The 23810-nt window shown below is 72.4% G+C and carries 22 protein-coding genes; 13 read left to right on the forward strand and 9 right to left on the reverse strand.

The features are described from left to right. Positions 1 to 78: 78 nt before the first annotated feature. Both BMW85_RS34070 and BMW85_RS34075 read left to right on the forward strand, forming a co-directional pair. The gene (locus BMW85_RS34070) at positions 79 to 2901 is read left to right on the forward strand and encodes a glycosyltransferase family 2 protein (RefSeq protein WP_091089847.1); all 2823 of its coding nucleotides are present in this window, start codon (positions 79 to 81) and stop codon (positions 2899 to 2901) included. Next, positions 2898 to 4205 (forward strand): DUF5719 family protein, encoded by a 1308-nt coding sequence (locus BMW85_RS34075; protein ID WP_091089849.1) that lies wholly within the window; start codon positions 2898 to 2900, stop codon positions 4203 to 4205. Before BMW85_RS34070 ends, BMW85_RS34075 begins: the two co-directional genes overlap by 4 nt. Before the next feature lie 2 nt (positions 4206 to 4207). Here the strand turns inward: BMW85_RS34075 and BMW85_RS34080 are convergent, their stop codons facing one another. Beyond that, on the reverse strand, positions 4208 to 4567 hold the full coding sequence (locus BMW85_RS34080; protein WP_218156055.1) for a metallopeptidase family protein: 360 nt from the start codon (positions 4565 to 4567) through the stop codon (positions 4208 to 4210). A gap of 330 nt (positions 4568 to 4897) precedes the next feature. On the opposite strand from BMW85_RS34080, the gene BMW85_RS34085 reads away from it, so the two are divergent. The 5 genes from BMW85_RS34085 (at position 4898) to BMW85_RS34105 (ending at position 8451) form a co-directional block, all read left to right on the forward strand. Continuing rightward, positions 4898 to 5266 (forward strand): DUF3499 domain-containing protein, encoded by a 369-nt coding sequence (locus tag BMW85_RS34085; protein ID WP_020546329.1) that lies wholly within the window; start codon positions 4898 to 4900, stop codon positions 5264 to 5266. Then, on the forward strand, positions 5217 to 6116 hold the full coding sequence (locus tag BMW85_RS34090) for an HAD-IIB family hydrolase (protein ID WP_281249637.1): 900 nt from the start codon (positions 5217 to 5219) through the stop codon (positions 6114 to 6116). Before BMW85_RS34085 ends, BMW85_RS34090 begins: the two co-directional genes overlap by 50 nt. A gap of 94 nt (positions 6117 to 6210) precedes the next feature. After that, positions 6211 to 6378, forward strand: coding sequence for a Trm112 family protein (locus BMW85_RS34095; RefSeq protein ID WP_020541353.1), 168 nt, complete (start codon positions 6211 to 6213; stop codon positions 6376 to 6378). Then, a complete protein-coding gene (locus BMW85_RS34100; RefSeq protein ID WP_091089855.1) occupies positions 6375 to 7481 on the forward strand; it encodes an SIS domain-containing protein in 1107 nt (368 codons plus the stop codon). Before BMW85_RS34095 ends, BMW85_RS34100 begins: the two co-directional genes overlap by 4 nt. A gap of 40 nt (positions 7482 to 7521) precedes the next feature. Beyond that, positions 7522 to 8451: a cation diffusion facilitator family transporter gene (locus tag BMW85_RS34105; RefSeq protein ID WP_091089858.1), complete on the forward strand. Its 930-nt coding sequence runs from the start codon at positions 7522 to 7524 to the stop codon at positions 8449 to 8451. 14 nt (positions 8452 to 8465) lie between these two features. Here the strand turns inward: BMW85_RS34105 and BMW85_RS34110 are convergent, their stop codons facing one another. Further along, positions 8466 to 8816, reverse strand: a complete 351-nt coding sequence (locus BMW85_RS34110) for a MerR family transcriptional regulator (RefSeq protein ID WP_091089860.1) — start codon at positions 8814 to 8816, stop codon at positions 8466 to 8468. Between the two features lie 102 nt (positions 8817 to 8918). Here BMW85_RS34110 and ahcY point away from each other — a divergent pair, with 102 nt between their 5' ends. Both ahcY and BMW85_RS34120 read left to right on the forward strand, forming a co-directional pair. Further along, positions 8919 to 10346 (forward strand): adenosylhomocysteinase, encoded by a 1428-nt coding sequence (gene ahcY, locus BMW85_RS34115; protein ID WP_091089863.1) that lies wholly within the window; start codon positions 8919 to 8921, stop codon positions 10344 to 10346. Between the two features lie 16 nt (positions 10347 to 10362). Continuing rightward, positions 10363 to 11598, forward strand: coding sequence for an adenosylhomocysteinase (locus BMW85_RS34120; protein WP_091089865.1), 1236 nt, complete (start codon positions 10363 to 10365; stop codon positions 11596 to 11598). A gap of 44 nt (positions 11599 to 11642) precedes the next feature. Here BMW85_RS34120 and BMW85_RS34125 read toward each other — a convergent pair whose 3' ends face one another. After that, a complete protein-coding gene (locus BMW85_RS34125) occupies positions 11643 to 12299 on the reverse strand; it encodes a DUF305 domain-containing protein (RefSeq protein ID WP_091089867.1) in 657 nt (218 codons plus the stop codon). A gap of 167 nt (positions 12300 to 12466) precedes the next feature. On the opposite strand from BMW85_RS34125, the gene BMW85_RS34130 reads away from it, so the two are divergent. After that, entirely contained in the window at positions 12467 to 13879 is a 1413-nt protein-coding gene (locus tag BMW85_RS34130) for an LVIVD repeat-containing protein (RefSeq protein ID WP_091089870.1), read from the forward strand. Positions 13880 to 13897: 18 nt separating this feature from the next. Further along, entirely contained in the window at positions 13898 to 15295 is a 1398-nt protein-coding gene (locus BMW85_RS34135; protein WP_091089872.1) for an LVIVD repeat-containing protein, read from the forward strand. Between the two features lie 54 nt (positions 15296 to 15349). On the opposite strand, the gene BMW85_RS34140 is transcribed toward BMW85_RS34135, so the two are convergent. Beyond that, on the reverse strand, positions 15350 to 16303 hold the full coding sequence (locus tag BMW85_RS34140; protein WP_177241026.1) for an RDD family protein: 954 nt from the start codon (positions 16301 to 16303) through the stop codon (positions 15350 to 15352). Between the two features lie 51 nt (positions 16304 to 16354). On the opposite strand from BMW85_RS34140, the gene BMW85_RS34145 reads away from it, so the two are divergent. Continuing rightward, positions 16355 to 17347, forward strand: coding sequence for a stage II sporulation protein M (locus BMW85_RS34145; RefSeq protein WP_091089875.1), 993 nt, complete (start codon positions 16355 to 16357; stop codon positions 17345 to 17347). A gap of 12 nt (positions 17348 to 17359) precedes the next feature. Here the strand turns inward: BMW85_RS34145 and BMW85_RS34150 are convergent, their stop codons facing one another. The 5 genes from BMW85_RS34150 to BMW85_RS34170 are packed head-to-tail and all read right to left on the reverse strand — an operon-like array spanning position 17360 to position 22858. Next, complete coding sequence (locus BMW85_RS34150) at positions 17360 to 18733, reverse strand: DUF58 domain-containing protein (protein WP_091089878.1); 1374 nt, start codon at positions 18731 to 18733, stop codon at positions 17360 to 17362. Then, positions 18733 to 19689, reverse strand: coding sequence for an AAA family ATPase (locus BMW85_RS34155; RefSeq protein ID WP_091089881.1), 957 nt, complete (start codon positions 19687 to 19689; stop codon positions 18733 to 18735). Before BMW85_RS34155 ends, BMW85_RS34150 begins: the two co-directional genes overlap by 1 nt. 13 nt (positions 19690 to 19702) lie before the next feature. After that, positions 19703 to 20953, reverse strand: coding sequence for a DUF4350 domain-containing protein (locus tag BMW85_RS34160; RefSeq protein ID WP_091089884.1), 1251 nt, complete (start codon positions 20951 to 20953; stop codon positions 19703 to 19705). Positions 20954 to 20981: 28 nt separating this feature from the next. After that, entirely contained in the window at positions 20982 to 21614 is a 633-nt protein-coding gene (locus BMW85_RS34165; RefSeq protein WP_091089886.1) for a DUF4129 domain-containing protein, read from the reverse strand. Beyond that, on the reverse strand, positions 21611 to 22858 hold the full coding sequence (locus BMW85_RS34170; RefSeq protein ID WP_245775227.1) for a DUF7847 domain-containing protein: 1248 nt from the start codon (positions 22856 to 22858) through the stop codon (positions 21611 to 21613). Before BMW85_RS34170 ends, BMW85_RS34165 begins: the two co-directional genes overlap by 4 nt. A gap of 269 nt (positions 22859 to 23127) precedes the next feature. On the opposite strand from BMW85_RS34170, the gene mtrA reads away from it, so the two are divergent. Continuing rightward, positions 23128 to 23805, forward strand: coding sequence for an MtrAB system response regulator MtrA (mtrA, locus tag BMW85_RS34175; protein WP_043620615.1), 678 nt, complete (start codon positions 23128 to 23130; stop codon positions 23803 to 23805). Positions 23806 to 23810: the final 5 nt, after the last annotated feature.

The raw sequence follows: 23810 nt of genomic DNA on the forward strand, positions 1-23810 counted from the left end.
GACCCTTTTTCGCATTTTCTGACCGCTTCGGCATGTATGGTGGGCGCGCCTGATCAACCCCCCAGGAGTCACCTGCACATGTCCCGTCCCTACGTCACCGTGGTCGTCGTCGCGCACGACGGCGGGCGCTGGCTCGGGGAGACGCTGCGGGCGCTGGCGAGCCAGAGCCGCAGGCCCGACCGCGTGATCGGCGTCGACAACGGCAGCAGGGACGGCTCGGCCGACCTGCTGGCCCAGGCGTTCGGCCGTGGCAACGTGATCTCCCTGCCCCGTTCCGCGGCCTTCGCCGAGTCGGTCGCCGAGGCGCTCGGCCGCCTTCCCTCCGCCGGCCCCGACGAGTGGATCTGGCTGCTCCACGACGACTGCGCCCCCGACCGGTGGGCGCTGGAGGCCCTGCTCGCCGTGGCCGGGCAGGAGCCGAAGGCCGCCGTGGTCGGCCCCAAGCTGCGTGACTGGCTCGACCGCCGCCGCCTGCTGGAGGTGGGCGTGACGGTCGGGCGCACCGGGCGCAGGGACACCGGGCTGGAGCCGCACGAGTTCGACCAGGGCCAGCACGACGGCGTACGCGAGGTCATGTCGGTCTCCACGGCCGGGATGCTGGTCCGCCGCGACGTGTGGGAGACGGTGGGCGGGCTCGACCCGTTCCTCCCGTTGTTCCGCGACGACCTCGACCTGTGCTGGCGCATCCGCAACGCCGGGCACAAGGTGCTGGTCACGACGTCGGCCGTGGCCTGGCACGCGGAGGCGGCGGCCCGCAGGCGGCGGCGCCTCGCGGTGAGCGGCGACCATCCCCGCCGGCTCGACCGGCGTAACGCGATCTTCGTGGTCATGGCGAACCTGCCGTTCCGCGCGATGCTCTGGGCGCTGCTGCGGAACGTGCTGGGCTCGGCCTTCCGCACGCTGATGTTCATCGTGGGCAAGCAGCCGGCGAACGCGCTGGACGAGCTGGTCGCGATGGGGTCGGTGCTGGTGCACCCGTTCCGGCTGATGCGGGCGCGCCGCGCCCGCCACTACGGCCGCAAGAAGGGATATATACGCGTAAAGCGGTTGATGACCCCGCCGGGTGCGGCCTACCGCCGGCTGGTCGACATGGTGCAGAGCTTCCTCGCCGGCGGGGTGCCCGTGGATTCCGCCGGCCGCCACCACCACGTCTCCACCACCGCCTCGGGCGAGGACGAGGAGCAGGCGCTCGTGCCGGTCGACAGCGGCGCGGTCAAACGGTTCCTGTCCCGGCCCGGCGTCGTCCTCATGCTCGCGCTGGCCGCCGTCTCGCTGGTCGCCGAACGCTCCCTGCTCCTCGGTGACCGGCTCGGCGGGGGCGCGCTGGTGCCGGTCACCGGCGGCGCGGGCGATCTGTGGGCGTTCTACACCGAAGGCTTCCACGACGGCGCCGGGCTCGGCTCGGACGCCTGGGCCCCGCCTTACGTCGCGGTCGTCGCGGCCCTGTCCACGCTGGCGCTCGGCAAGACCTGGCTGGCCGTGTCGGTGCTGCTGCTCGGCTCGGTGCCGCTGGCCGGAGCCACCGCCTACCTCGCCACCAGGCACGTCGTCCCGGCGGTGCCGGCGCGGGCGTGGGCGGCCGGCACGTACGCGCTGCTGCCCGTCGCGACCGGCGCCATCGCGGCCGGGCGGCTGGGCACGGCCGTGGTGTTCGTGCTGGTGCCGGTCTACGCCTCGCTCGGCACGACCCTGCTGTCCGCCGAGCCGCGCCGCGCCCGCCGCGCCGCCTGGGCGCTCGGGCTGCTGCTCGCGGTCGGCACGGCGTTCGTGCCGCTGACGTACCCGATGGTCGCGGTGCTCGGCGGGGCCGCGCTCGCGGTGCGGCGGCGGCGCGGCGCGGTGACGTCCGTCGCCATCGCGCTGCTCGTGCCGGTGGCGCTGCTGTTCCCCTGGCTGGCCGAACTGGTGACGGAGCCGGGCCGGATCCTGCGTGAGGCCGGGCTGCACGACCCCGCCCTGGTCGATCCCGCGCTCGCGCCCGAGTCGCTGCTCATGCTCGCCCCCGGCGGGCCAGGACTGCCGCCGTTCTGGGTGACCGCGGGCCTGCTCGTGACGGCACTGGCCGCCCTGCTCATGCGCCGCCAGCGGACGATCGTCGCCATCGGCTGGGGCGTCGCCCTGTACGGGACGCTGGTCGCGATCCTGGTCAGCCGCATAGAGATCGAGGGGGCGCGGACCTGGCCGGGAGTGCCGCTCGCGTTCGCCGGCACCGGGCTCGTCGTGCTCGTCGCCCTGACCGCGCACCGCCTGGCCGAGATGCGTGCCGGCGGCGGGCTGCGGCGGCTCGGCGCGACCGCCGTCGTGGCGGTGGCCTTCAGCACGCCGCTGCTGGCCGCCGGCTGGTGGGTGGCCACCGGCGTACGTGGCCCGCTCACCGGCGACGCCCCCGACGTGCTGCCCGCACTCGCCGCCGCGCGCAGCCAGAACGGCGAGCGCACCCTCGTGGTCAAGGGCGCCGCCTTCACCGTGCTGCACGGCCGTACGCCGCTGCTCGGCGAGGCCGAGCTGCCCGTGCCCACCGAGGCCGCCGCCCGCGTGGCCACCGCCGCCCAAGGGCTGATCGGCGGGCGCGGCGGCGACGCGGCCACCCTGGCCCAGCAGGGCATCGCCATGGTCGCGGTGGCTCCGCCCGTGCCGCCGGGGCTCGCGAGGACCCTCGACTCACAGCCCTCGCTGGAGCGCCTGAGCCTGTCGGAGGCCGGCGGCCTGTGGCGGCTGGCCGAGCCGGTCACCCGCGTGCCGGTCAAGCCGGAGAGCATCCTGCACCGGCCGTGGTTGTGGGCTCAGGGCGTGATGGTGCTGGTCATGGTGGTCCTCGCCGCGCCGGGGCGGCGCGAGAGCCCGCAGGAGGCGCCCGCCGAGCCCGTCCCCGCCGCGCCCCTCCTGGCGGGGGCGTCGTGAGGACCTTCGTCGAGAACAGGTACGGCCTCCTCGCGGTGGTGACCGTCGTGCTCGCCGCCCTGTACGGGATCGCCTGGATCACCCGCCCCGCCCCCGCGGCCCCGGCCTCCTCCGCCCCGCGCAAGGTGCCGGTCGAATCGGTCACCGCCGTCTGCCCCGGGACGAAGGGGGAGAAGGTCGGCGTCCACCTGCCGGGCTCGCTGACGTACGAGACCATGAAGAGCAACGCGCCCTACGTGACCGACGGGCCGGGCGCGCTGGAGGCCGGCTACACCGTACGCGTGACCGGGGGCGCGGACCGCGGCCTGGCCGGCGTGCGCTGCACCGAGCCCGCCCCGGTCACCTGGCTCCTCGGCCCCGGGCCCGCCGACGCGGACGTGGTGCTCCGCCTCGCCAACGCCGACAAGGCCCCCGCCCTGGTCGACGTGCAGGTGCACGCCCCCGAGGGCCCGGTCTCCGGCGACAAGGGCGTGGGGCTGGAGGTCCCGCCGGGCCGGCAGCGCGTGATCGACCTGCGTACGCTCGCGCCGTCGGCCGAGATCACGGCCGTCAGCGTCACCACGATCCTCGGCCGGGTCGCCGTCTCGGCCCGCGCCGCCCTGGAGAGCGGCGGCGTCGACTGGCTGCCCGCCGCCGCCGCGCCCGCCACCCGCGTGGTCGTGCCCGGCATCCCGGGCGGCGGCGGAGGCCGTCAGCTCCTCGTCGCCACCCCCGGCGAGACGGACGCGGTCGTACGGGTGCGCGCGGTCGGCGAGGACGCCGAGTACGCGATGCGCGGGCGCGAGACGCTGGACGTGCCGGCCGGCGGCGTCGTCTCGGCGGACGTCACCACCGGGCTCGGCGCCTCCTCCGCGGCCATCGTCCTCACCTCGAACGTGCCGATCGTGGCCGGCGTGGTCATGACCGGCACCGGTCAGCACCAGGACGTCGCCTTCACCGCCGGCACCCCGTCACTGGAGCTGGGCAGCGCGGTGGCCCGCAACGGCGCCGGCTCCCGCCTGGTGCTCACGGCGGTCGGCGGGGCGGCGGGCAAGGTGCGGGTCCAGGTGGTGCCGGCCAGGGGCGCGGCCGAGCCGCCGTTCGACGTTGACGTGCCGGCCGACCGCACCCGGAGCGTCCGGCTCAAGGCGCGCGGCGACTTCGCGATCGTGGTGACCCCGGTGTCCGGGGAGGTCTACGGCGGCCGGGTGCTGGAGGAACGCCTGAAGGACGGCCTCATGCTCACCGTCCAGCCGCTGGCCCCGGCCCGCGTGTGGACGCTGCTGCCCCCGCTCACGGACACCCCGCGCGTGGTCGCGCCGTGATGTCAGCGGCGGTCGTCGTAGCCCGGGTCGACGGTCTCGGGGGAGAGGCCGAGCAGCGTGGCGACCTGCTCCACCACGGTGTCGTGGACCATCGCGCCGAGCGTGTCACGGTCGCGCGCCCTGGCCTCCAGCGGGCGGCGGTAGACGACCACCGCCGCCGGGCTCTGGCCGTCGGCGGCGTCGGCGCGGCCGAACGGGATCGGGTCGGAGGTCAGGCGCGGCCCGTCGTCCAGCTCGCTGAGCGGCGGCACCTCCTCCACCGCGAACTCCACCGCCGAGAGCTGTCGTTCCCAGCGGGGACGCAGCCGGTCGACGGCGTCGAGCACGAGGTCGTCGAAACGCTCGCTGCGCGACCTGGCCATGGGGACGTGCGAGGGGGCGAGCGGGCCGCGAAGCCCGCGACCGTGGCGATCGCGCCGTCTGGGACCGCGCCGTGGTGTCACACGGCAAGTGTACGGGGACGATCCACCCGATCACGGTACGACGGCGCCGTTCGCGGGATGGGTAGCCAAGGGGTGATCCTTTCGTACGCCTCCGCCGGCGGCCTTCCGCCGATCCCGGCAGGTGGTCCGGGGTACGTCATCGGGGCATGTGGGTGGAAAGGCTGAGACAGGTGTCCGAATTGTGGCGACACGCTCGTTAAGAGCGCTCAGATAGTGGCGCCTCGCACTCTTACCAGATACGGTCCCTCCGTGAGCCCCGTCCGCCGCTGTTCCCGCACCGCCTGCAGCCAGCCTGCCGTCTTCACGCTCACGTACGTATACGCCGACTCGACCGCTGTTCTCGGCCCCCTGGCGACGTACGCGGAGCCACACTGCTACGACCTGTGCGCCGAACACGCCGAACGGCTGACCGCTCCCCGTGGCTGGGAGGTCGTGCGGCTGCCCACGGACGGCGCCTCACCCAGCTCTGACGACCTCGAAGCCCTGGCCAACGCCGTCAGGGAGGCCGCCCGCCCGGCCCGGCCCGGCAGCGGCGAGCCGGTCGGCGACGGCGTCGAGGTCGGCCGGCGTGGCCACCTGCGCATCCTTCGCTCGGCTCAACCCAACCGCGAGAGGTGAGACGCGTTCTTCCCCGCCGGCCGGTAGGGTCGAAGGTCGTGTCCGCGGTCCAATCGTAGGAGTTCCGATTAATCGCACGTTCTCCCTGGTCGCCTTCGATCTGGACGACACGCTGGCGGTGTCCAAGTCCCAGATCGACGAGCGGATGGCCGCGCTTCTGGCCCGGCTGCTCGACGCCGTCGAGGTCTGCGTGATCTCCGGCGGGCAGTTCGCCCAGTTCCAGACCCAGGTGCTGCGGCACCTGCCCATCGACGACAGGCAACGTGCCCGGCTGCATCTCATGCCGACCTGCGGCACCCGCTACTACCGCTGGAAGGACGGCGACTGGTCCCTGGTCTACGCCGAGGACTTCGCCGAGTCCGAGAAGGCGGAGATCATCGAGGTGCTCACCCGGTCCGCCAAGGAGCTCGGCCTCTGGAGCGACGACACCTGGGGCGACATCATCGAGGACCGCGGCAGCCAGATCACCTTCTCGGCCCTCGGTCAGCAGGCCCCGCCCAACGCCAAATACGCCTGGGACCCCGACGGCGCCAAGCGCCGCCTGCTGTGCGCGCGGGTCTCCGAGCAACTGCCGGCGCTGGAGGTCCGCGGCGGCGGCTCGACGTCGGTCGACATCACCCGGCAGGGCGTCGACAAGGCGTACGGCATCGGCCGCCTGCTCGAAGCCCTCGACCTGTCGATCGGCGACGTGCTCTTCGTCGGCGACCGGCTCGACGAGGGCGGCAACGACTACCCGGTCAAGCGGATGGGCGTGGAGTGCGTGGCCGTCGAGGGCTGGGAGCAGACCGCGGAGTTCGTGGCAGACTTCCTCGCGCGAGAAGGACGCGACGGCGCGGTGTCCGTCGGTTGATCCGCCGACGAGGACCGGGCAGGCTCAGCCCGCCTGAGTGCCGCGCCGTGGTGTTACGGTCAAGCTGGTGACGGAAAGCGAGATAGGTGAGCTTGTGAAGATCGACGACTGGCTGCTGGAGATCCTGGCCTGTCCGGCGTGCAAGGCGCCCCTGCGCGCCGAGTCCGAGTCCGAGGAGCTGGCCTGCACGGGTTGCGGCCTGGTCTACCCCGTCCGGGATGACATCCCCGTTCTGCTCGTAGACGAGGCCAGGAAGCCGTGACCTGGGAGCCGGACAGGCTCGACGACCAGGCTCATCTGAGCGAGGCCGACCCCTCCGGCATGCTGCCCGCGGTCGCCGCGTCCGCGGCGCAGGTCCGCACCGGCGCCCGCGTGGCCGCCGAGGCCCACCTCGACCGGCTGACCGCCCACGGGCGGCCGCGGGCGATCGTGGTGGCGGGCATGGGCGGCTCGGGCATCGCCGGCGACCTGCTCGCGGCCGTGGCCGGCTCAGGTGTGCCGCTGCCGATCGTGACCCTGCGCTCCTACCAGCTCCCTGGCTGGGTGGGCGCGACCGATCTCGTCATCGCCGTGTCCGGCTCGGGCGACACCGAGGAGACCGTGTCGGTGGCCACGCAGGCCGTCCGGCGCGGCTGCACGCTGCTCGGCGTGGGGCCCGCGGGCTCCCCGCTGGAGGCGATCGCCCTGCAGGCGTCGGCGACCTATGTGGCGGTGCCGGTCAAGGGCCAGTCACGGGCCAACCTGTGGCTGCTGGCGATCCCGGTCGTCGTGGCCGCCGCCGCGCTGCGGCTGGTGAGCGTCGAGCCCGGCCTGTACGAGCGGGTGGCGAGCTCGCTGGAGGACATGGCGCACCGGTGCCGGCCGTCCAGCGACACCTTCATCAACCCCGGCAAGGCCCTCGCGATGGACCTCGCCGAGAGCGTGCCGGTGATCTGGGGCACGTCGGCGGTCACGCGGGTGGCGGCGGCCCGGCTGACCGGCCAGCTCGGCGCCAACGCGAAATATCCGGCGATCTACGGAGAGCTGCCCGAGGCGGGCCACAACCAGGTGGCCGTGTTCGACGGCCCGATGGCCGAGCGCGACATCTTCGCCGACACCTCCGGCCGCACCCTCCGGCTCGTGGTCCTGCGTGACGTCGAGGAGCATCCCCAGGTGACGCGGCAGCGCGAGGCGGCGCTGCGGCTGGCCCGCGACCGGGACGTGCCCGTGACCGAGCTGGTCGCCGAGGGCGCGCACCCGCTGGAGCGGATGGCCTCGCTGATCGGGCTCGGCGACTACGCCAGCGCCTATCTCGCGCTGGGTTACGGCATCGATCCGACTTCTGTGTCGGCGATCACAGAACTCAGGGCAAGAATCTCCCAATAGGATCCTCTCCAAGTCTCAAGCCTATGAGTGGAGAAGACCGGTGAGCGCGAGCGGCGGAACAAAAGCGATCATTGCGGCCCTGACCGCCAACCTGGCCATCGCCGTGGCCAAGTTCGTGGCGGCGGCGTTCACCGGATCGTCGTCGATGCTGGCGGAGGGCATCCACTCCGTCGCCGACTCGGGCAACCAGGTGTTGCTGCTGATCGGCGGCAAGCGGGCGGCGCGGGCCAGCACGAAGGAGCACCCCTTCGGCTACGGCCGCGAGCGCTATTTCTACGCCTTCGTGGTCGCGGTGGTGCTGTTCACGATCGGCGCCGCCTTCTCGCTCTACGAGGGCTGGCACAAGATCTCTGAGCCGACGGAAGTCGCGTCGCCCATCTGGGCCTTCGGGGTGCTCATCTTCGCGATCATCGCGGAGGGCTTCTCGTTCCGCACCGCGATCAAGGAATCGAACGCGGTGCGCGGCAAGCAGTCGTGGGTGGCGTTCGTGCGCCGGTCGAAGTCGCCCGAGCTGCCCGTCATCCTGCTGGAGGACCTCGGCGCGCTGCTCGGCCTCATCTTCGCGCTGTTCGGCGTCACGATGGCGGTCGTCACCGGCGACGGCATCTGGGACGGCATCGGCACCATGATGATCGGCGTGCTGCTGGCGATCATCGCGGTCGTGCTGGCCATGGAGACCAAGTCGCTGCTGGTCGGCGAGGGTGCCTCGCCCGACGTGGAGGCCCGCATCCGCGCCGCGCTGGAGAGCGCGCCCGAGGTGGAGCGGATCATCCACATGCGCACGCTGCACCTCGGCCCGGAGGAGCTGCTGGTGGCGGCGAAGATCGCGGTCGAGCACAACGACACGGCGGCCGAGGTGGCGCGCGGCATCGACGAGGCCGAGCGGCGCATCCGCGAGGCGGAGCCGATCGCCCGGGTCATCTACCTGGAGCCCGACCTCGACCGCCTGCGCACGCCGGCCGCGAACTGATCCCTCTGATTCCCTCACCCGCCTGACGGGCGGTTTCCCGGGCGCAGCAGGCGCAGGGCCTTCTCCTTCTCGAAGTCGAGGGCCCTGCGCGGCACCGGGATGCGCCCGATCCGCACCCCGAGGTCGCGCACCGCGGCGGCCACCGCGGGCTCGCTCAGCACCCGCAGCGCGAACGCCAGCTCGGCCGGCGAGACGTCGAACCGCTTCTCCAGCTCCACCCCCTGCGCCACCGCGGCCAGCTCCTCGGGCCCGAACCGGCGGTGCGCGCCCTGCTCCCGCACGGGCGGCAGCAGGCCCAGTGCCTCCCGGTATCGGAGCATTCGTGGGGACATGCCGAGCCGTCTGGCCGCTTCCGTGATGCGCATCCTTACATTCTTACGTCAGTTTCGACGTCCCACGGATGCGGCCGCCGCCCGGCGCCGCCTAGACTTCTCGCGACAATCATTCGTCAGCGCGAGGGGAAACCCATGGACTTCAAGGTCGCAGACCTTTCACTTGCCGACTTCGGCCGTAAGGAGATCCGGCTCGCCGAGCACGAGATGCCCGGCCTGATGGCGATCCGCAAGGAATACGCGGCCTCCCAGCCCCTTCGCGGCGCGAAGATCATGGGCTCCCTGCACATGACGATCCAGACCGCCGTCCTCATCGAGACGCTGGTCGCCCTCGGCGCCGAGGTCCGCTGGGTGAGCTGCAACATCTTCTCCACCCAGGACCACGCCGCCGCCGCGGTGGTCGTCGGCCCCGACGGCACCCCGGAGGACCCGAAGGGCGTCCCGGTGTTCGCCTGGAAGGGCGAGACGCTGGAGGAATACTGGTGGTGCACCGAGCAGGCGCTCACCTGGCCCGGCGGTGACGCCCCCAACATGATCCTCGACGACGGCGGCGACGCCACGCTCCTCGTGCACAAGGGCGCCGAGTACGAGAAGGCCGGCGCCGTCCCGCCCGCCACGGCCGACGACCCGGAGGAGTGGCACGTCATCGTCGACCTGCTCACCCGTACGGTCGGCGCCGACAAGCGGTGGACCCGCATCGCCGAGAGCATCAAGGGCGTGACGGAGGAGACCACCACCGGCGTGCACCGCCTGTACGAGATGCACAAGAACGGCCAGCTCCTCTTCCCGGCGATCAACGTCAACGACTCGGTCACCAAGTCGAAGTTCGACAACAAGTACGGCTGCCGCCACTCCGTCATCGACGGCCTCAACCGCGCCACCGACGTGCTCATCGGCGGCAAGGTCGCGGTGGTCTGCGGCTACGGCGACGTCGGCAAGGGCTGCGCCGACGCGCTGCGCGGCCAGGGCGCCCGCGTCATCGTCACCGAGATCGACCCGATCTGCGCCCTCCAGGCCGCCATGGACGGCTTCCAGGTCACCACCCTGGACGAGGTCGTCGGCATCGCCGACATCTTCGTGACCGCCACCGGCAACTTCAACATCATCACCGCCGAGCACATGGCGAGGATGAAGCACCAGGCGATCGTCTCCAACATCGGCCACTTCGACAACGAGATCGACATGGCCGGCCTCGCCAAGCTGCCCGGCATCGTGAAGAACAACATCAAGCCGCAGGTCGACGAGTGGGTCTTCGCCGACGGCCACTCGATCATCGTGCTCGCCGAGGGCCGGCTGATGAACCTGGGCTGCGCCACCGGCCACCCCAGCTTCGTCATGTCCAACTCGTTCACCAACCAGGTGATCGCGCAGATCGAGCTGTTCGCCAAGACCGCCGACTACCCGATCGGGGTCTACACGCTGCCCAAGCACCTCGACGAGAAGGTCGCGCGGCTGCACCTCGACGCGCTCGGCGTCAAGCTCACCGAGCTGACGAAGGAGCAGGCCGCCTACATCGGCGTGCACGTCGAGGGTCCGTACAAGTCCGACCACTACCGCTACTGATCCGCCGCGGCAGGCCATGGACCTGAGGGAAAGCGGCGAGCGGCAGATCTCCTGGGCCGCCCGCTCGATGCCGGTGCTCACCGCCATCGGCGAGCGGTTCGCGCTCGAACGACCGCTCGCCGGACTGAAGATCGCGGCCTGCCTGCACGTCACGGCCGAGACGGCCGTGCTGATGGGGGCGCTGCGGGCGGGCGGGGCGGAGATCGCCCTGGCCGCCTCCAACCCGCTGTCCACCCAGGACGACGTGGCCGAGGCGCTGCGTGGTTACGGGATCGGGGTGCACGCCCGCGCGGGCGTCGACCGGGCCGCCTACTACCGGCACATCCACCGGGCTCTCGACGTGGGGCCCGATCTCGTGCTCGACGACGGCTGTGACCTGGTCAACATCCTGCACACCGAGCGCACCGACCTGCTGGAGCGGGTGGGCGGCGGCTGTGAGGAGACCACGACCGGCATCATCCGGCTGCGCCAGATGGCGGCGGAGGGGGCGCTGCGCTTCCCCGTCGTGGCCGTCAACGACACGCGCACCAAGCGCATGTTCGACAACAGGTACGGCACCGGCCAGTCCACCCTGGACGGCATCATGCGGGCCACGAACACGCTGCTCGCGGGCCGTACGGTGGTCGTGGCCGGCTTCGGCTACTGCGGGCGGGGCGTGGCCGAGCGGGCCAAGGGGTTCGGGGCGCGGGTGATCGTGACCGAGATCGACGCGGTCAAGGCGCTCGACGCGACCCTCCAGGGCTACGAGGTGCGGCCGATGGCGCAGGCCGCGCTGCTCGGCGACCTGTTCGTCACGGTGACCGGCAACCGCGACGTGATCAGGGCCGAGCACCTGTCGGTCATGAAGGACGGGGCGATCCTGGCCAACGCGGGGCACTTCGACGTGGAGATCGACGTGCGGGCGCTGGACGAGCTGGCCGGCGAGGTGCAGCGCGGCGTCCGCCCCAACACCGACCAGTACGTCATGCCCGACGGCCGCCGCCTCCTGTTGCTGGCCGAGGGCCGGCTGGTCAACCTCACGGCGGCCGAGGGGCATCCGGCCGCCGTGATGGACATGTCGTTCTCCGCGCAGGCCCTCGCCGTGGAGTGGCTGGCCGCCGAGCGCGCCGGCCTCGCGCCCGGCGTGTACGACGTCCCGGAGGAGATCGACCACGAGGTGGCCAGGCTCAAGCTGGCCGCGGCCGGCATCGGCATCGACCGGCTGACCGACGAGCAGGAGGACTACCTGCACTCCTGGCGCGTGGGCTCCTGAAGCGGGGCTCCTGAACCGCCTGAGCCGGGCCTCCTGAGCCGGGCTCAGGCGGGCGGGAGCTCGCGCTCGATCTGCTGCATGCGGCGGATCTCGGCGGTCTGCTCGACGCTGACCTCGCTCGCCAGCTCCTCGATCCGCATGTGCGAGCCGCTGCTCAGCACCTGCTCGCACATCTTGATCGCGCCCAGGTGGTGGTTGATCATGAGCTGCAGGAACATCCGGTCGAAGGCGGTGCCCTTGGCCGCCTTCAGCGCGTCCAGCTGCTCCGGGGTGGCCATCCCCGCCATCCCGTCGTGCGCGGCGTGGTGGCCGGGCTCCTTCTGACCCTGCTCGCGCAGCCAGCCCGTCATGTACTGGATCTCCGGGCCCTGGGCGGCCTTGATCCGGTCGGCCATGCCCTTCACCTTGGCCGACTGCGCCCGGCTCGGCGCCAGCAGCGCCATGTCGAGCGCCTGGCGGTGATGAACGATCATGTCCTGGACGTAGATGACGTCGGCGGCGTTCGCGGTCGGCGAGGGCACGGCGGTGGCGGCCTCGCCGGGGCCGAGCGTCCTCGCCTGCTCGCCGGGACGTCCGGGGGCGATCACGGGCGCGGTCGAGTCCGCCCGTGGGGCCGGGGGTGGGGAGGATGAGCAGCCGGAGAGCGCGATGCCGGCGAAGGTGACGAGCGTGCCTGCGATGACGTTGAGCGCGGAGCGCACCCAGCCTCCCTGACTGAGGGTGTAGAGAATGCGCACTCTAAGCCAATGACAGGTGGATGGAAAGAGGGCGAATCGGAACAAAAATTGACAGTTTGGACGCTGGCTAGCGGGGCTCCGGCGCGTCAAGATGACGTAGATTTATGCTCCCTTTATAGGAGGATTCACCGGTGTTAAGCCCCCGCAGGGCCCTGATCCTGTTCGCGGCGGTCGTGGCGCTGGCTGGCACCACCGTGCCCGCCCAGGCCGAGGACATCCCGGCTCCCGGCGAGATCGTCATGAGCCCCAACATCACACACGTCACGAACGTGCCGAAGCCCGAGGCGCTCGCCGACATCCACACCGACATGGCGTTCCAGGGCGACTACGCCTACGTGGGCAACTACTACGGGTTCTCCGTCTACGACATCAAGAACCCGAAGAAGACGCGGCTGGTCAGCTCGGTGGTCTGCCCCGGCGGCCAGATGGACGTGTCGGTCTACGGCAACCTGCTGTTCGGCTCCGTCGACTCCTCACGCAACGACGACTCGTGCGGCAGCACCTCGCAGCCCGCCAGCGTCAAGGAGTCGTGGGAGGGCATGCGCATCTTCGACATCTCCGACAAGGCCAACCCGCGCTACATCAAGTCGGTCGAGACCAACTGCGGCTCCCACACCCACACGCTGGTGCCCGACCGCAGGGGCGAGAACGTCTACGTCTACGTCTCCTCCTACAGCCCGAGCGCGGCCTTCCCCGACTGCCAGCCGCCGCACGACCTGATCTCGATCATCAAGGTCCCGCTGCGGAACCCGACGGCCGCGTCCGTGATCGCCACGCCCAACCTGTTCCCCGACGGCGGTTTCGGCGGCGTGCCGGGCAGCTACCCCAACGGCAAGTCGGCCACGACCGGCTGCCACGACATCACGGCCTACCCGGAGAAGGGCATCGCCGCCGGCGCCTGCATGGGTGACGGCATCCTGCTCGACATCCGCGACCCCGAGCGGCCCAGGGTCACCGCCCAGGTGCGCGACGAGACGAACTTCGCCTTCTGGCACTCCGCCACGTTCAACAACTCCGGCACCAAGGTGATCTTCACCGACGAGCTCGGCGGCGGCACCAGGGCCACCTGCAACGAGGCCATCGGCCCGAACCGGGGCGCCAACGCCTACTACGACATCGTCCAAGGGCAGCTCGTCTTCAAGGGCTACTTCAAGATCGCCCGCCACCAGGCCGACAGCGAGAACTGCGTCGCGCACAACGGCTCGCTCATCCCGGTCAAGGGCCGCGACATCATGGTGCAGGCGTGGTACCAGGGCGGCATCTCGGTGGTCGACTTCACCGACTCGGCCAACGCCAAGGAGATCGCCTTCTTCGAGCGCGGCCCTGACGACACCGCCCCGGCGCTGAGCGGCGGCTTCTGGTCGGCGTACTACTACAACGGCTACATCTACGGCTCCGACTTCAACCTCGGCCTGGACGTGCTGAAGATCAACGACCCGCGGACGAACCAGGCGAACAGCGTCAAGTCGCGCCTGCTCAACGCGCAGACGCAGGAGAGCTACCCGGACCACGGCCACGGGCCCGGCCCCGGCCACGGTCACTGACGTCAAGGAGGCTCCCGAGTGTCCACCCCGCGCCGCCGCTCCCTAGCGGCGGTCGCGGCGGCCTTCGTCCTGTCGCTGACCGCGACCCCCGCGACCGCCACCGCGACCACTGCCGACATCCCGCCCGCCGACGCCGTCGTCACCAGCGGGAACGTCACCCACGTGCTCAACATCCCGAAGCCCGCCCCGCTCGCCGCCACCATCAACACCGACCTCGCCTTCCAGGACGGCTACGCCTACGTCGGCAACTACGGCGGCTTCTCCATCTACGACATCCGCGACCCGAAGCGGGCGAAACCGGTCAGCTCCGTCGTCTGCCCAGGCTCGCAGATGGACGTCAGCGTGTACGGCAACCTGCTGTTCAGCGCCGTCGACTCCTCCCGCAGCGACGACTCGTGCAACAGCACGGCCCTGAGCGCCGACCACAAGGAGGCGTGGGAGGGCGTCCGCATCTTCGACATCTCCGACAAGGCGAATCCGCGCTACATCAAGTCGGTCGAGACGAACTGCGGCTCCCACACCCTGACCCTCGTGCCGGGCAAGGGCCGTGACCAGAACAAGAACGTCTACGTGTACGTCTCGTCGTACAGCCCGAGCAGCACCTTCCCGGACTGCCAGCCGCCGCACGACAAGATCTCGATCATCAAGGTGCCGCTGAAGAAGCCCGCCGAGGCGGCCGTCGCGGCCACCCCGGTCGTCTTCCCCGACGGCGGCAACGAGACCCAGCCCGGCCTGCTGCTGCCCACGAGCGGCTGCCACGACATCACCGCCTACCCCGAGAAGGACATCGCGGCGGGCGCGTGCATGGGCGACGGCGTGCTGTTCGACATCCGCGACCGGCTCAACCCGCGGGTGACCGCCCGCACCACCGACCCGAACTTCGCGTTCTGGCACTCGGCGACGTTCAGCAACGACGCCAGGAAGGTCGTCTTCACCGACGAGCTCGGCGGCGGCGGCCTGGCCACCTGCAACGAGGCCACCGGCCCGAACCGGGGCGCGGACGCCATCTACGAGATCGTCCATGGGCAGCTCGTGTTCAAGAGCTACTTCAAGATCCCGCGCTACCAGGCCGACAGCGAGAACTGCGTCGCGCACAACGGCTCGCTGATCCCGGTCAAGGGCCGCGACATCATGGTGCAGGCGTGGTACATGGGCGGACTGTCCGTGTGGGACTTCACCGACGCGGCCAACCCGAGGGAGATCGGCTACTTCGAGCGCGGTCCGCGCGCGGACGGCAGCGGCGGCGGGATCTGGTCCGCCTACTACTACAACGGCTACATCTACGGGGCCGACTTCCACGCCGGCCTGGACATCGTCAAGATCGACGATCGGCTGACCGACAGCGCCCGGCACGTCCGGACGGGTCGGCTGAACGTGCAGACCCAGGAGTCGTACCGGCCCGGCCCGGGCCACTGACCCCGACCCGCTGAGCGGCGGCGGCCGTCCCCTCACCGGGGCGGTCGCCGTCCGTCATTGCGGGGGCGCGAACCCGCCCGGCGTGACACCCGCCCCAGGGCCCGGAGGGGGCGGTGGGGGAGCGTAGGAGTTCGGCGGGGGTGCGTAGGAGGGCTGAGGCGGGGGTGCGTAGGAGGGCTGGGGCGGGGGTGCGTAGGAGGGCGGGGGTGGGGGCGGCGCAGGGTGCGAGGGGCGTGGCGCCTGTGGCCCGGCCGCGATGCCGGCCCGCAGCGCCAGCCGGGCCTCCTCGCGGCGGCGGCGCTCGGCCAGCACGGCGCTCAGATAGGCGTACGGAGGCACCCCGGCCGGCGCGGCGGGCGAGACGAACGCCGCGGTCTGGGCGGCGATCCGCATCCCCATCTCGTGCCTGGCCTGCGGCGACAGGTCGTGCCAGCGCAGCAGGTATTGGCGGGCCGCCTGCGCCACCTCGTCAGGCAGCCGCGACAGCTCCAGCGTGGCCGCCCACGCGGCGAGCGGCGGCGGCATCTGGACGGCCTGCCCGCTCTGCCGCGGCGCCCGGTCGGAGATGACGATCGTGCCGGCGAAGATGTCGCCGAGCCGCTTGCCCCGCTGCGAGACCAGCGAGGAGATCAGCGCGGGCGCCCCGGACAACATCCAGAACTCCACCAGGCCCGCGAGCCCGCGGAACAGCGCCTGCCTGAACCGCTCGGGGCTGCCGTCGTCGCTCACCACCCGCAGCCCGAGCGCCAGCTTGCCGAGGCTGCGCCCTCTGCTCACCGACTCGAAGATCACCGGATAGCCGACCATCACCAGGACCATCAGCGTGATCATGACAGCCGCGAACGCCGCCGGGTCCGACACCGTGGCGAACGCCCCCAGCAGAACGTAGGCCCCCACCAGCACGGTCACCTGCACGGCCAGGTCGATGACGATCGCCAGGGCGCGCGAGGGCATCTGGGCCACGCGTACCTCGACGACGACGGCGTCGCCTGTCACAACCTCCGACATATCTGGAGCCTAACGGCTCTGCGCAGGTGAGTGAGCGGCCAGAATGTTCAGGTGGACATCGACGCGTTCATCGCCGCACACCGCCCTGCCTGGGACAGGCTCGACCATCTGGTGAAGCACCGCTCGTCGCTGACCGGCGCCGAGGTGGACGAGCTGGTCGACCTCTACCAGCGGGTGGCGACGCACCTGTCGATCGTCCGCTCCTCGGCGCACGACCCGATGCTCACCGGCCGCCTGTCGGCGCTGGTGGCGCGGGCGCGGTCGGCGGTGACGGGGGCGCACGCGCCCGCCTGGCGGGAGTTCGTCCGGTTCTTCACGGTGTCGTTCCCCGTGGTGGCCTACCGGGCGCGGTGGTGGTGGCTGGCCACCTCGCTGGCGAGCATCGCGGTGGCGTGGGTGTTCGGCGCGTGGGTGGCGGGCAACCCCGACGTGCAGGCCGCGATCGGCACGCCCGACGAGATCACCCAGCTCGTCGAGCACGACTTCGCCGACTACTACTCGGAGAACCCGGCGGCGTCGTTCGCCGGCCGGGTGTGGACCAACAACGCCTGGGTGTCCGCCCAGGTGATCATTTACGCGGTGCTGCTGGGGCTGCCCATCCCGTACGTGCTGTTCCAGAACGCGGCCAACGTCGGCGTCTCCGGCGGTCTCATGGCCTCCCGCGACAAGCTGGACATCTTCTTCGGGCTGATCACGCCGCACGGGCTGCTGGAGCTGACCGCCGTCTTCCTGGCGGCGGCCGTCGGCATGCGGCTCGGCTGGACGGTCATCGACCCGGGGCCGCGCCGGCGTACGGAGGTGCTGGCCGAGCAGGGGCGGGCCGTGATGAGCGTGGCGCTCGGGCTGGTCGTGGTGCTGTTCGTGTCGGGGCTGATCGAGGCGTTCGTCACCCCGTCGCCGCTGCCGACCTGGGCCCGCGTGGGGATCGGCGTGCTCGCCGAGGCGGCCTTCCTCGCGTACGTCATCGGCTTCGGCCGCCGGGCCGCGCTGGCCGCCGAGACCGGAGACCTCGAACGCGCCCCCGACGTCGCCCCAGCCGCCTGACCCGCCCCGCTCCTACAGCCGGCCCGCCGCCTTCAGCGCCAGGTAGGCGTCCGCCAGGGCCGGCGCGATGTCCTCCGGCGGGGCGTCCACGACCTCGACCCCGGCCCGGCGCAGCCGGGCGGTGATGCGTCGGCGTTCGAGCTGGGCGTGCTCGGCCGCCGCCGCGTCGTAGACCTCCTCGGCCGAGCCCCGCCGCGCCGCCATCGCGGCCACCCGCGGGTCGGAGACCCCGGCCACCAGCAGCAGGTGCCGCGAGGCGAGCTGCGGAAGCACCGGCATGAGCCCCTCGTCCATGGCCGCCCCGTTGAGGTCGGTCAGCAGCACCACCAGGCAGCGCCGCCTGGCCCGCGACAGCACGGCCGCCACCATGCCCTGCGCGTCGGCCTCGACCAGCTCGGCCTCGATCGGCGCCATGGCGTTGACCAGCGACGACAGCAGCTCGGTGCGGGAGGCGCCGCCCACCCAGGCGCGTACGGCCCGGTCGTAGGCGAGGAAGTCGACCTGGTCGCCGGCCCGCGCCGCGAGCGCGGCGAGCAGCAGCGCCGCGTCCATCGACCAGTCGAGCCGCGGCCAGCCGGGCACCGGCCGCGCGTCGGGCCGGGCAAGCAGCCCGCCGCCGCCCGGCGTCGCGCCCGCCATGGGGATCGGCGCGTCGCCCACCCGGCCCGCCGAGGTGCGCCCGGTGTCGAGCACGATCAGCACCCGGCGGTCGCGTTCGGGCCGCCAGGTGCGTACGACCACGTCGTGCCGGCGTGCCGTGGCCCGCCAGTCGATGGAGCGCACGTCGTCGCCGACGACGTACTCGCGCAGGGAGTCGAACTCGGTGCCCTGGCCGCGTACCAGGGCCGGGTGCTGCCCGTCGAGCTCGCGCAGCCGGGCCAGCCGCGAGGGCAGGTGCTTGCGCGACAGGAACGGCGGCAGCACCCGCACCGTCCACGGCGCGCGGTGGCCGCCCTGCCGCGCGGCCAGCCCGAGCGGCCCGAGCGAGCGCACGGTGACCGCCACGGACGAGCGGTCGCCGCGCCTGGTGGGGTCGAGCGTGACGACGATCCTGCGCCGTTCGCCCTTCGGCACGTCGATCCGGGCGACGCGCGGCGTGGCCCCGGCCGACGGCGGCCAGGCGTCGCGCAGCACGCCCCGCACCCGTCTGGACCCGGGGTTCTCCACGACGAGCTCGACCGTGGCCCGCTGCCCGAGCCGGACCAGGGTGTCGCCGGACCGGTGCAGGCGCAGCGGACGCACCGCGCCCGCGAACGTCAGGTCGATCACGATCGCCGCCGCCAGCAGCAGGCACACCCCGGCCAGCGCCGCCCCGGGCTGCGGCGCGAGCATCACCAGCACGATCCCGAGCGCGGCGACCAGCCCGGCCCGCCCCGTCAGCGCCATCAGCGCGGGACCGGGACCGAGGCCAGGATGCCGTCGAGCAGGCCGTCGGCGGTCGCGCCCTCCAGCTCCGCCTCGGGCCGCAGGCCCACGCGGTGCCGCAGCGCGGGCCTGGCCAGCGCCTTGACGTCGTCGGGGGTGACGTAGTGCCGCCCGGACAGCCACGCCCACGCCCGGGAGGCCGCGAGCAGCGCCGTCGCCCCTCGCGGCGAGACGCCGAGCTGCAACGACGGTGAGTTCCGGGTGGCGCGGGCGACGTCCACGATGTAGCCGAGCACCTCGGGCGCCACGTGCACCTGGGCCGCGGCCTCCCGCCCCGCGGCGAGGTCCGCGGCGGTCGCGACCGGCTTGACCTCGGACAGGTCGCGCGGGTCGAAGCCGCGGGCGTGCCGCTCCAGCACCGCGATCTCCTGCTCGCGCGGCGGCAGCGGCACGGTCAGCTTCAGCAGGAAGCGGTCGAGCTGCGCCTCGGGGAGCTGGTAGGTGCCTTCGTACTCGATGGGGTTCTGGGTCGCGCAGACCACGAACGGGTCGGGCAGCGGCCGGGCCGAACCCTCCACGCTGACCTGCCGCTCCTCCATCGCCTCCAGCAGCGCAGCCTGCGTCTTCGGCGGGGTGCGGTTGATCTCGTCGGCCAGCAGCAGGTTCGTGAAGACGGGCCCCTCCCGGAACTCGAACTCCGCGGTCTTCGCGTCGTAGATCAGCGAGCCTGTCACGTCGCCCGGCATCAGGTCGGGCGTGAACTGCACCCGCTTGAAGTCCAGCGACAGCGCCGCGCTGAGCGTGCGCACCATCAGCGTCTTCGCGACGCCCGGCACGCCCTCCAGCAGCACGTGCCCCCGGCACAGCAGCGCGATGACCAGCCCCGTCACCACCGCGTCCTGGCCCACGACGGCCTTGGCCACCTCGGCGCGGAGCGCGGCGAGCGCGTCCCTCGCCGCGTCGGCGGACGTCGTCACGCGGTAACTCTCCTCAGAGTTCACTGACCTGCCTTTCCATGAGGTCCAAGTATGCGGCCAGGGCGACGAGGGCCGCGTCGTCGGCGGGCGGCGGGCCGTACAGCGCCGCGCCGACCCGGTGCGGGTCCTGGCCGGTACGGGCGGCGAGCGCGGCCACGACCTCCTGACCGCCGGCCCCGGTGGCCAGGCCGAGCCGGGGGGTCAGCCGGTCGACGGTGCCCGCGCGCAGCGCCTCGGCGGCCCGCTGCCGGGCCCGCCTGGCACGGTAGAGGCGGCCACGGCCCTCGACCGTCTCGGCCGCGCGTACGACGACGGGCAGGCGTTCGGTCACCACGGGCCCGAGCCGCCGGCCGCGCCAGATCGCGGTGACCGCCAGCGCGATGAGCGCCATGTAGACGGTCCAGCGCACGTTGTCCGGCAGCAGGTCGGTCAGCGACTGGCCGCGCTCGCCGGGCAGCTGCGCCACCTGCGGGTTGTCCGGGCGGACCAGCCAGGTCACCGGCCTGCCGGTGCCGATGAGGTTGAGCGCGAGTGCGGCGTTGCCGTCCTCGGCGAGGCGGAGGTTCGTCATGAACGAGCCGTCGCCGACGACCGTCGTCGTGCCGCCCGAGCGGGCATAGGACACCAGTGTGTGGCCCTCGCCGGTGGACGGGTAGCAGAGGGCGGCGCCAGGCGGGCCGTGGAAGGCCGTGCCGCCCATGTAGGCGCTCCCCGCCGCCCGCGCGGCCGGCAGCCCGCACTCCGGCTCCCGCGAGCGGGTCCGGGCCGGGTCCGGGTCGGTGTGCACCTCGGGCGCCAGCGCCGCCAGGCCGGGCATGTCGCCGACGATCAGCCGGTCACCCGGGATCGCGGCCAGGGCGTGCTCGTCGACGTAGGCCGTGTCGGTGATGAGCAGCAGCCGGGGGCCGCCCGTCGTGGCGAGCCGGGCGGCCGCCTCGGCGGAGTCGACCCGGTCGACCTGGACGCCGCGCCCCCGCAGCAGCTCGGCCAGCGCCCTGGACCCGGCGAGCGAGGTGTCCGCCGGGTCCAGCGGGCGCGAGGGCCCGCGCTGCGGGGCGAGCAGGACGCCGAGCACCGCGATCAGCACGACGAGGACGCCCAGGAGCACGATCAGGCGGCCCGAGCGCCAGGTGGAGCGGAGGGTCGGTGAGGTGGGGGCGGAGCCGCCCGGCGGGTCGCCGGGGACGACCCCGTCACGGGTGACGACCGGCTCGCCGAGCGCCGCCCCGCCGGGGGCGAGCGACCCGTCCACAGGCGCGCTCACGACGCCTCCCCGAAGCTCGCCGGCGGGTTCATGACGCCTCCCCTGCGACCGCGACCGCGAGAGGGACCGGGCGGGTCTGGCGCAGGCGGTCATCGAGTCCGGCCATGGTGGCGTAGGCCTCGGGGGTGCCCGGCACGCCGCCGTAGGTCACGTCGTCGAAGGAGCGGGCCGCCGCCGTCAGCTCGCGGGCGAGGTCCGGCAGCGCCGCGGCGGCCTCGGCGGCCAGCTCGTCGGCGGTGCGGCCCGGCATGCCGTCGACCAGCGCGCGTTCCTCCAGGTCGCGGGCGATGGCGCGGAGCCGTTCCTGGATGGCCTCGCTCCAGCGGCCCTCGCCGGCCAGCCGCTCGGCGGCCCTGCGGTGCTCGTCGGCGGTGCGGACGCGCTCGCCGTACAGGCCGCCGGTGACCAGGCCGCGCCGCCTGGACATGCGGCGGAGCTGCCACGAGACCAGCGCGGCCGCGGCGACGACGAGCGCCAGGATGACGACGCTCGCGATGATCCCGCCCACGGGGCCGTTGCCCAGCGCGGCGTCGGCGAGGTCGCCGACGAACTGGTTGAAGCGCCGCAGGAGCATGTCGGGCAGGGACTCACGCTCGTAGGGGGACTTGAGGAGCTCCTCCGCGGCCCGCCGCGCGGCCTCCTCCCTGCCGATCGGGCTCACGACCCGGCGGAGTTGGACGGGTGCCAGAGCTCGTCGGCCGAGCCGTGCACCCAGCCCTGGCGCTGCTGCTCGATCGCCGCCGTCTGCAGCACGAGGTCGAAGGCCTCGCTGCGCATGCGCCGGTCGGCGTACAGGAGACCGGAGACGCCCGCCTCGAAGGGGTAGGTGAACATCGCGGCGAGCGTGCCGCCGATCGCGATCAGCACCGCCGACACGACGGCGTTGACCATCGAGCCCGCGCCGAGCATGCCGAACAGCGTGCCCGCGATCGTGAACGGGAAGGACAGGACGCCCGCCACCAGGCCGACCAGCAGCGACGTGAGCAGCAGGATGCCGAACACCCGCCAGAAGTCGCCGGTGACCAGCTGCCAGGAGCGGCGCATGGCGTCGATCGGCCCGCGGCCCTCCAGCACCACCGCCGGCGAGGCGAACGCGAAGCGGGTGCGGAAGAACAGGTAGTAGGCGATGTAGAGGATGAAGAACACCGCGATCAGCCCGAGCAGGCCCCCGGCGCCGGTGCCGTTGGCCACCAGCGCGACGCCGATCACCACGAAGGCGATCAGCGGCACCGCCATGATGACCACCATCAGGCCGACGACGCCGAACAGCGCGGGCACCCGGCCCTTGACGAGCTGCCACGCCTCGCCCGCCGTGAGGTTGCCGCCGAAGACGGCCCGACCGAGGATGCGGGTGATCACCCCGGTCAGCAGCGTGACCACGACGAACTGGATGGCGTAGGAGACGAGGGTGCTGCCGTACTGGGCGGCGAAGCCGGTCACGGTGTTGTCGAGCTGCTCGGCGTTGTTCACGGCGGAGGGATCGGTGAGCACGCTGCCCATGCTGTCGAGCACGAACGCCTGCCCGACGGCCATCGGCACGGAGGCGAGCAGCGCGGCGACGGCCGACAGGCCCAGCACCGCCTTCGGGTTGGAGCGGATGAGCTTGATGGTGCCGTCGAGCATGTCGCCGAGGCCCAGCGGGCGCAGCGGGATGATGCCGGGTCGCAGCACGGGGGGCGGCGGCATGTAGCCGTAGCCCGGCTGCGGGTGGTGCGGGTAGGGGGGCTGTGGCCCGGGGGCGTGGGGCTGCTGCTGTGGAGCCTGCCCGTACGGCTGCCCGTAGGGCACCTGCTCAGGAGAGCCGGGCGCGGTCCACGGGGAGGCCGGCGGGGCGCTGTAGGGCGGCGGCTGTTCGGCCGACCAACCTGGGGGCGTCTCGGGCGAGGGACCGTGACCGTCTGACATATCCCAATCCTGGCATGCTGGGCGGGAGCTTGGCGTCCCGGAGGCGATTCGCTGCCCGATGACGCCTTTGTTCGTGGGGGAATCTGGCATGGATCCGCACCAGGGATGGCCTAAAGACGCTCCGTTACCGCAGACTTGGGACTGCGGTCGCGGGGGCGGACCTAAAATTCGCCTTTTGCAGGGCTCAGGTCACACTCATGGGCCTACCAAGGGTAACCTTCAGCGATCGTGCGGGTATGTCCCAGAATGCGTAGAACGAATGAGGGGCCATGAAAGGTCGCGTGCTGGTCGTCGACGACGACGCCGCTCTCGCCGAGATGCTGGGGATCGTGCTGCGGGGCGAGGGGTTCGAACCATCCTTCGTCTCTGACGGCGACAAGGCGCTCGACGCGTTCCGGGACACGCGCCCGGACCTTGTCCTGCTCGACCTGATGCTGCCGGGGGCCGACGGCATCGACGTGGCGCGCAGGATCAGGGCCGAGTCCGGGGTCCCGATCGTCATGCTCACGGCGAAGAGCGACACGATTGACGTCGTGCTCGGCCTGGAGTCGGGCGCCGACGACTACATCGTCAAGCCGTTCAAGCCGAAGGAACTGGTCGCCCGGGTGCGGGCGCGGCTGCGCCGTACGGACGAGCCGACGCCGGAGATCCTCCAGATCGGCGACATCACCATCGACGTGGCCGGCCACTCGGTCAAGCGGGGCGAGGAGACCATCAACCTCACGCCGCTCGAGTTCGACCTGCTCGTCGCGCTGGCCCGCAAGCCGCGCCAGGTCTTCACCCGCGAGGTCCTGCTCGAACAGGTGTGGGGCTACCGCCACGCGGCCGACACGCGGCTGGTCAACGTGCACGTGCAGCGGCTCCGGGCCAAGATCGAGAAGGACCCCGAGCACCCCGAGATCGTGGTCACGGTCCGCGGCGTGGGCTATAAGGCCGGACCCGCCTGACCCGC

Source organism: Nonomuraea wenchangensis, from assembly GCF_900111685.1.
Taxonomy (GTDB): Bacteria; Actinomycetota; Actinomycetes; order Streptosporangiales; family Streptosporangiaceae; genus Nonomuraea; species Nonomuraea wenchangensis.

Coding starts and splice junctions, on each gene's coding strand:
- ahcY (WP_091089863.1), top strand. CDS start 8,919: ATGGACTTCAAGGTCGCAGACCTTTCACTTGCCGACTTCGGCCGTAAG.
- mtrA (WP_043620615.1), top strand. CDS start 23,128: ATGAAAGGTCGCGTGCTGGTCGTCGACGACGACGCCGCTCTCGCCGAG.
- BMW85_RS34170 (WP_245775227.1), bottom strand. CDS start 22,858: ATGTCAGACGGTCACGGTCCCTCGCCCGAGACGCCCCCAGGTTGGTCG.
- BMW85_RS34140 (WP_177241026.1), bottom strand. CDS start 16,303: ATGTCGGAGGTTGTGACAGGCGACGCCGTCGTCGTCGAGGTACGCGTG.
- BMW85_RS34070 (WP_091089847.1), top strand. CDS start 79: ATGTCCCGTCCCTACGTCACCGTGGTCGTCGTCGCGCACGACGGCGGG.
- BMW85_RS34110 (WP_091089860.1), bottom strand. CDS start 8,816: ATGCGCATCACGGAAGCGGCCAGACGGCTCGGCATGTCCCCACGAATG.
- BMW85_RS34150 (WP_091089878.1), bottom strand. CDS start 18,733: ATGGCGCTGACGGGGCGGGCCGGGCTGGTCGCCGCGCTCGGGATCGTG.
- BMW85_RS34120 (WP_091089865.1), top strand. CDS start 10,363: ATGGACCTGAGGGAAAGCGGCGAGCGGCAGATCTCCTGGGCCGCCCGC.
- BMW85_RS34080 (WP_218156055.1), bottom strand. CDS start 4,567: ATGGCCAGGTCGCGCAGCGAGCGTTTCGACGACCTCGTGCTCGACGCC.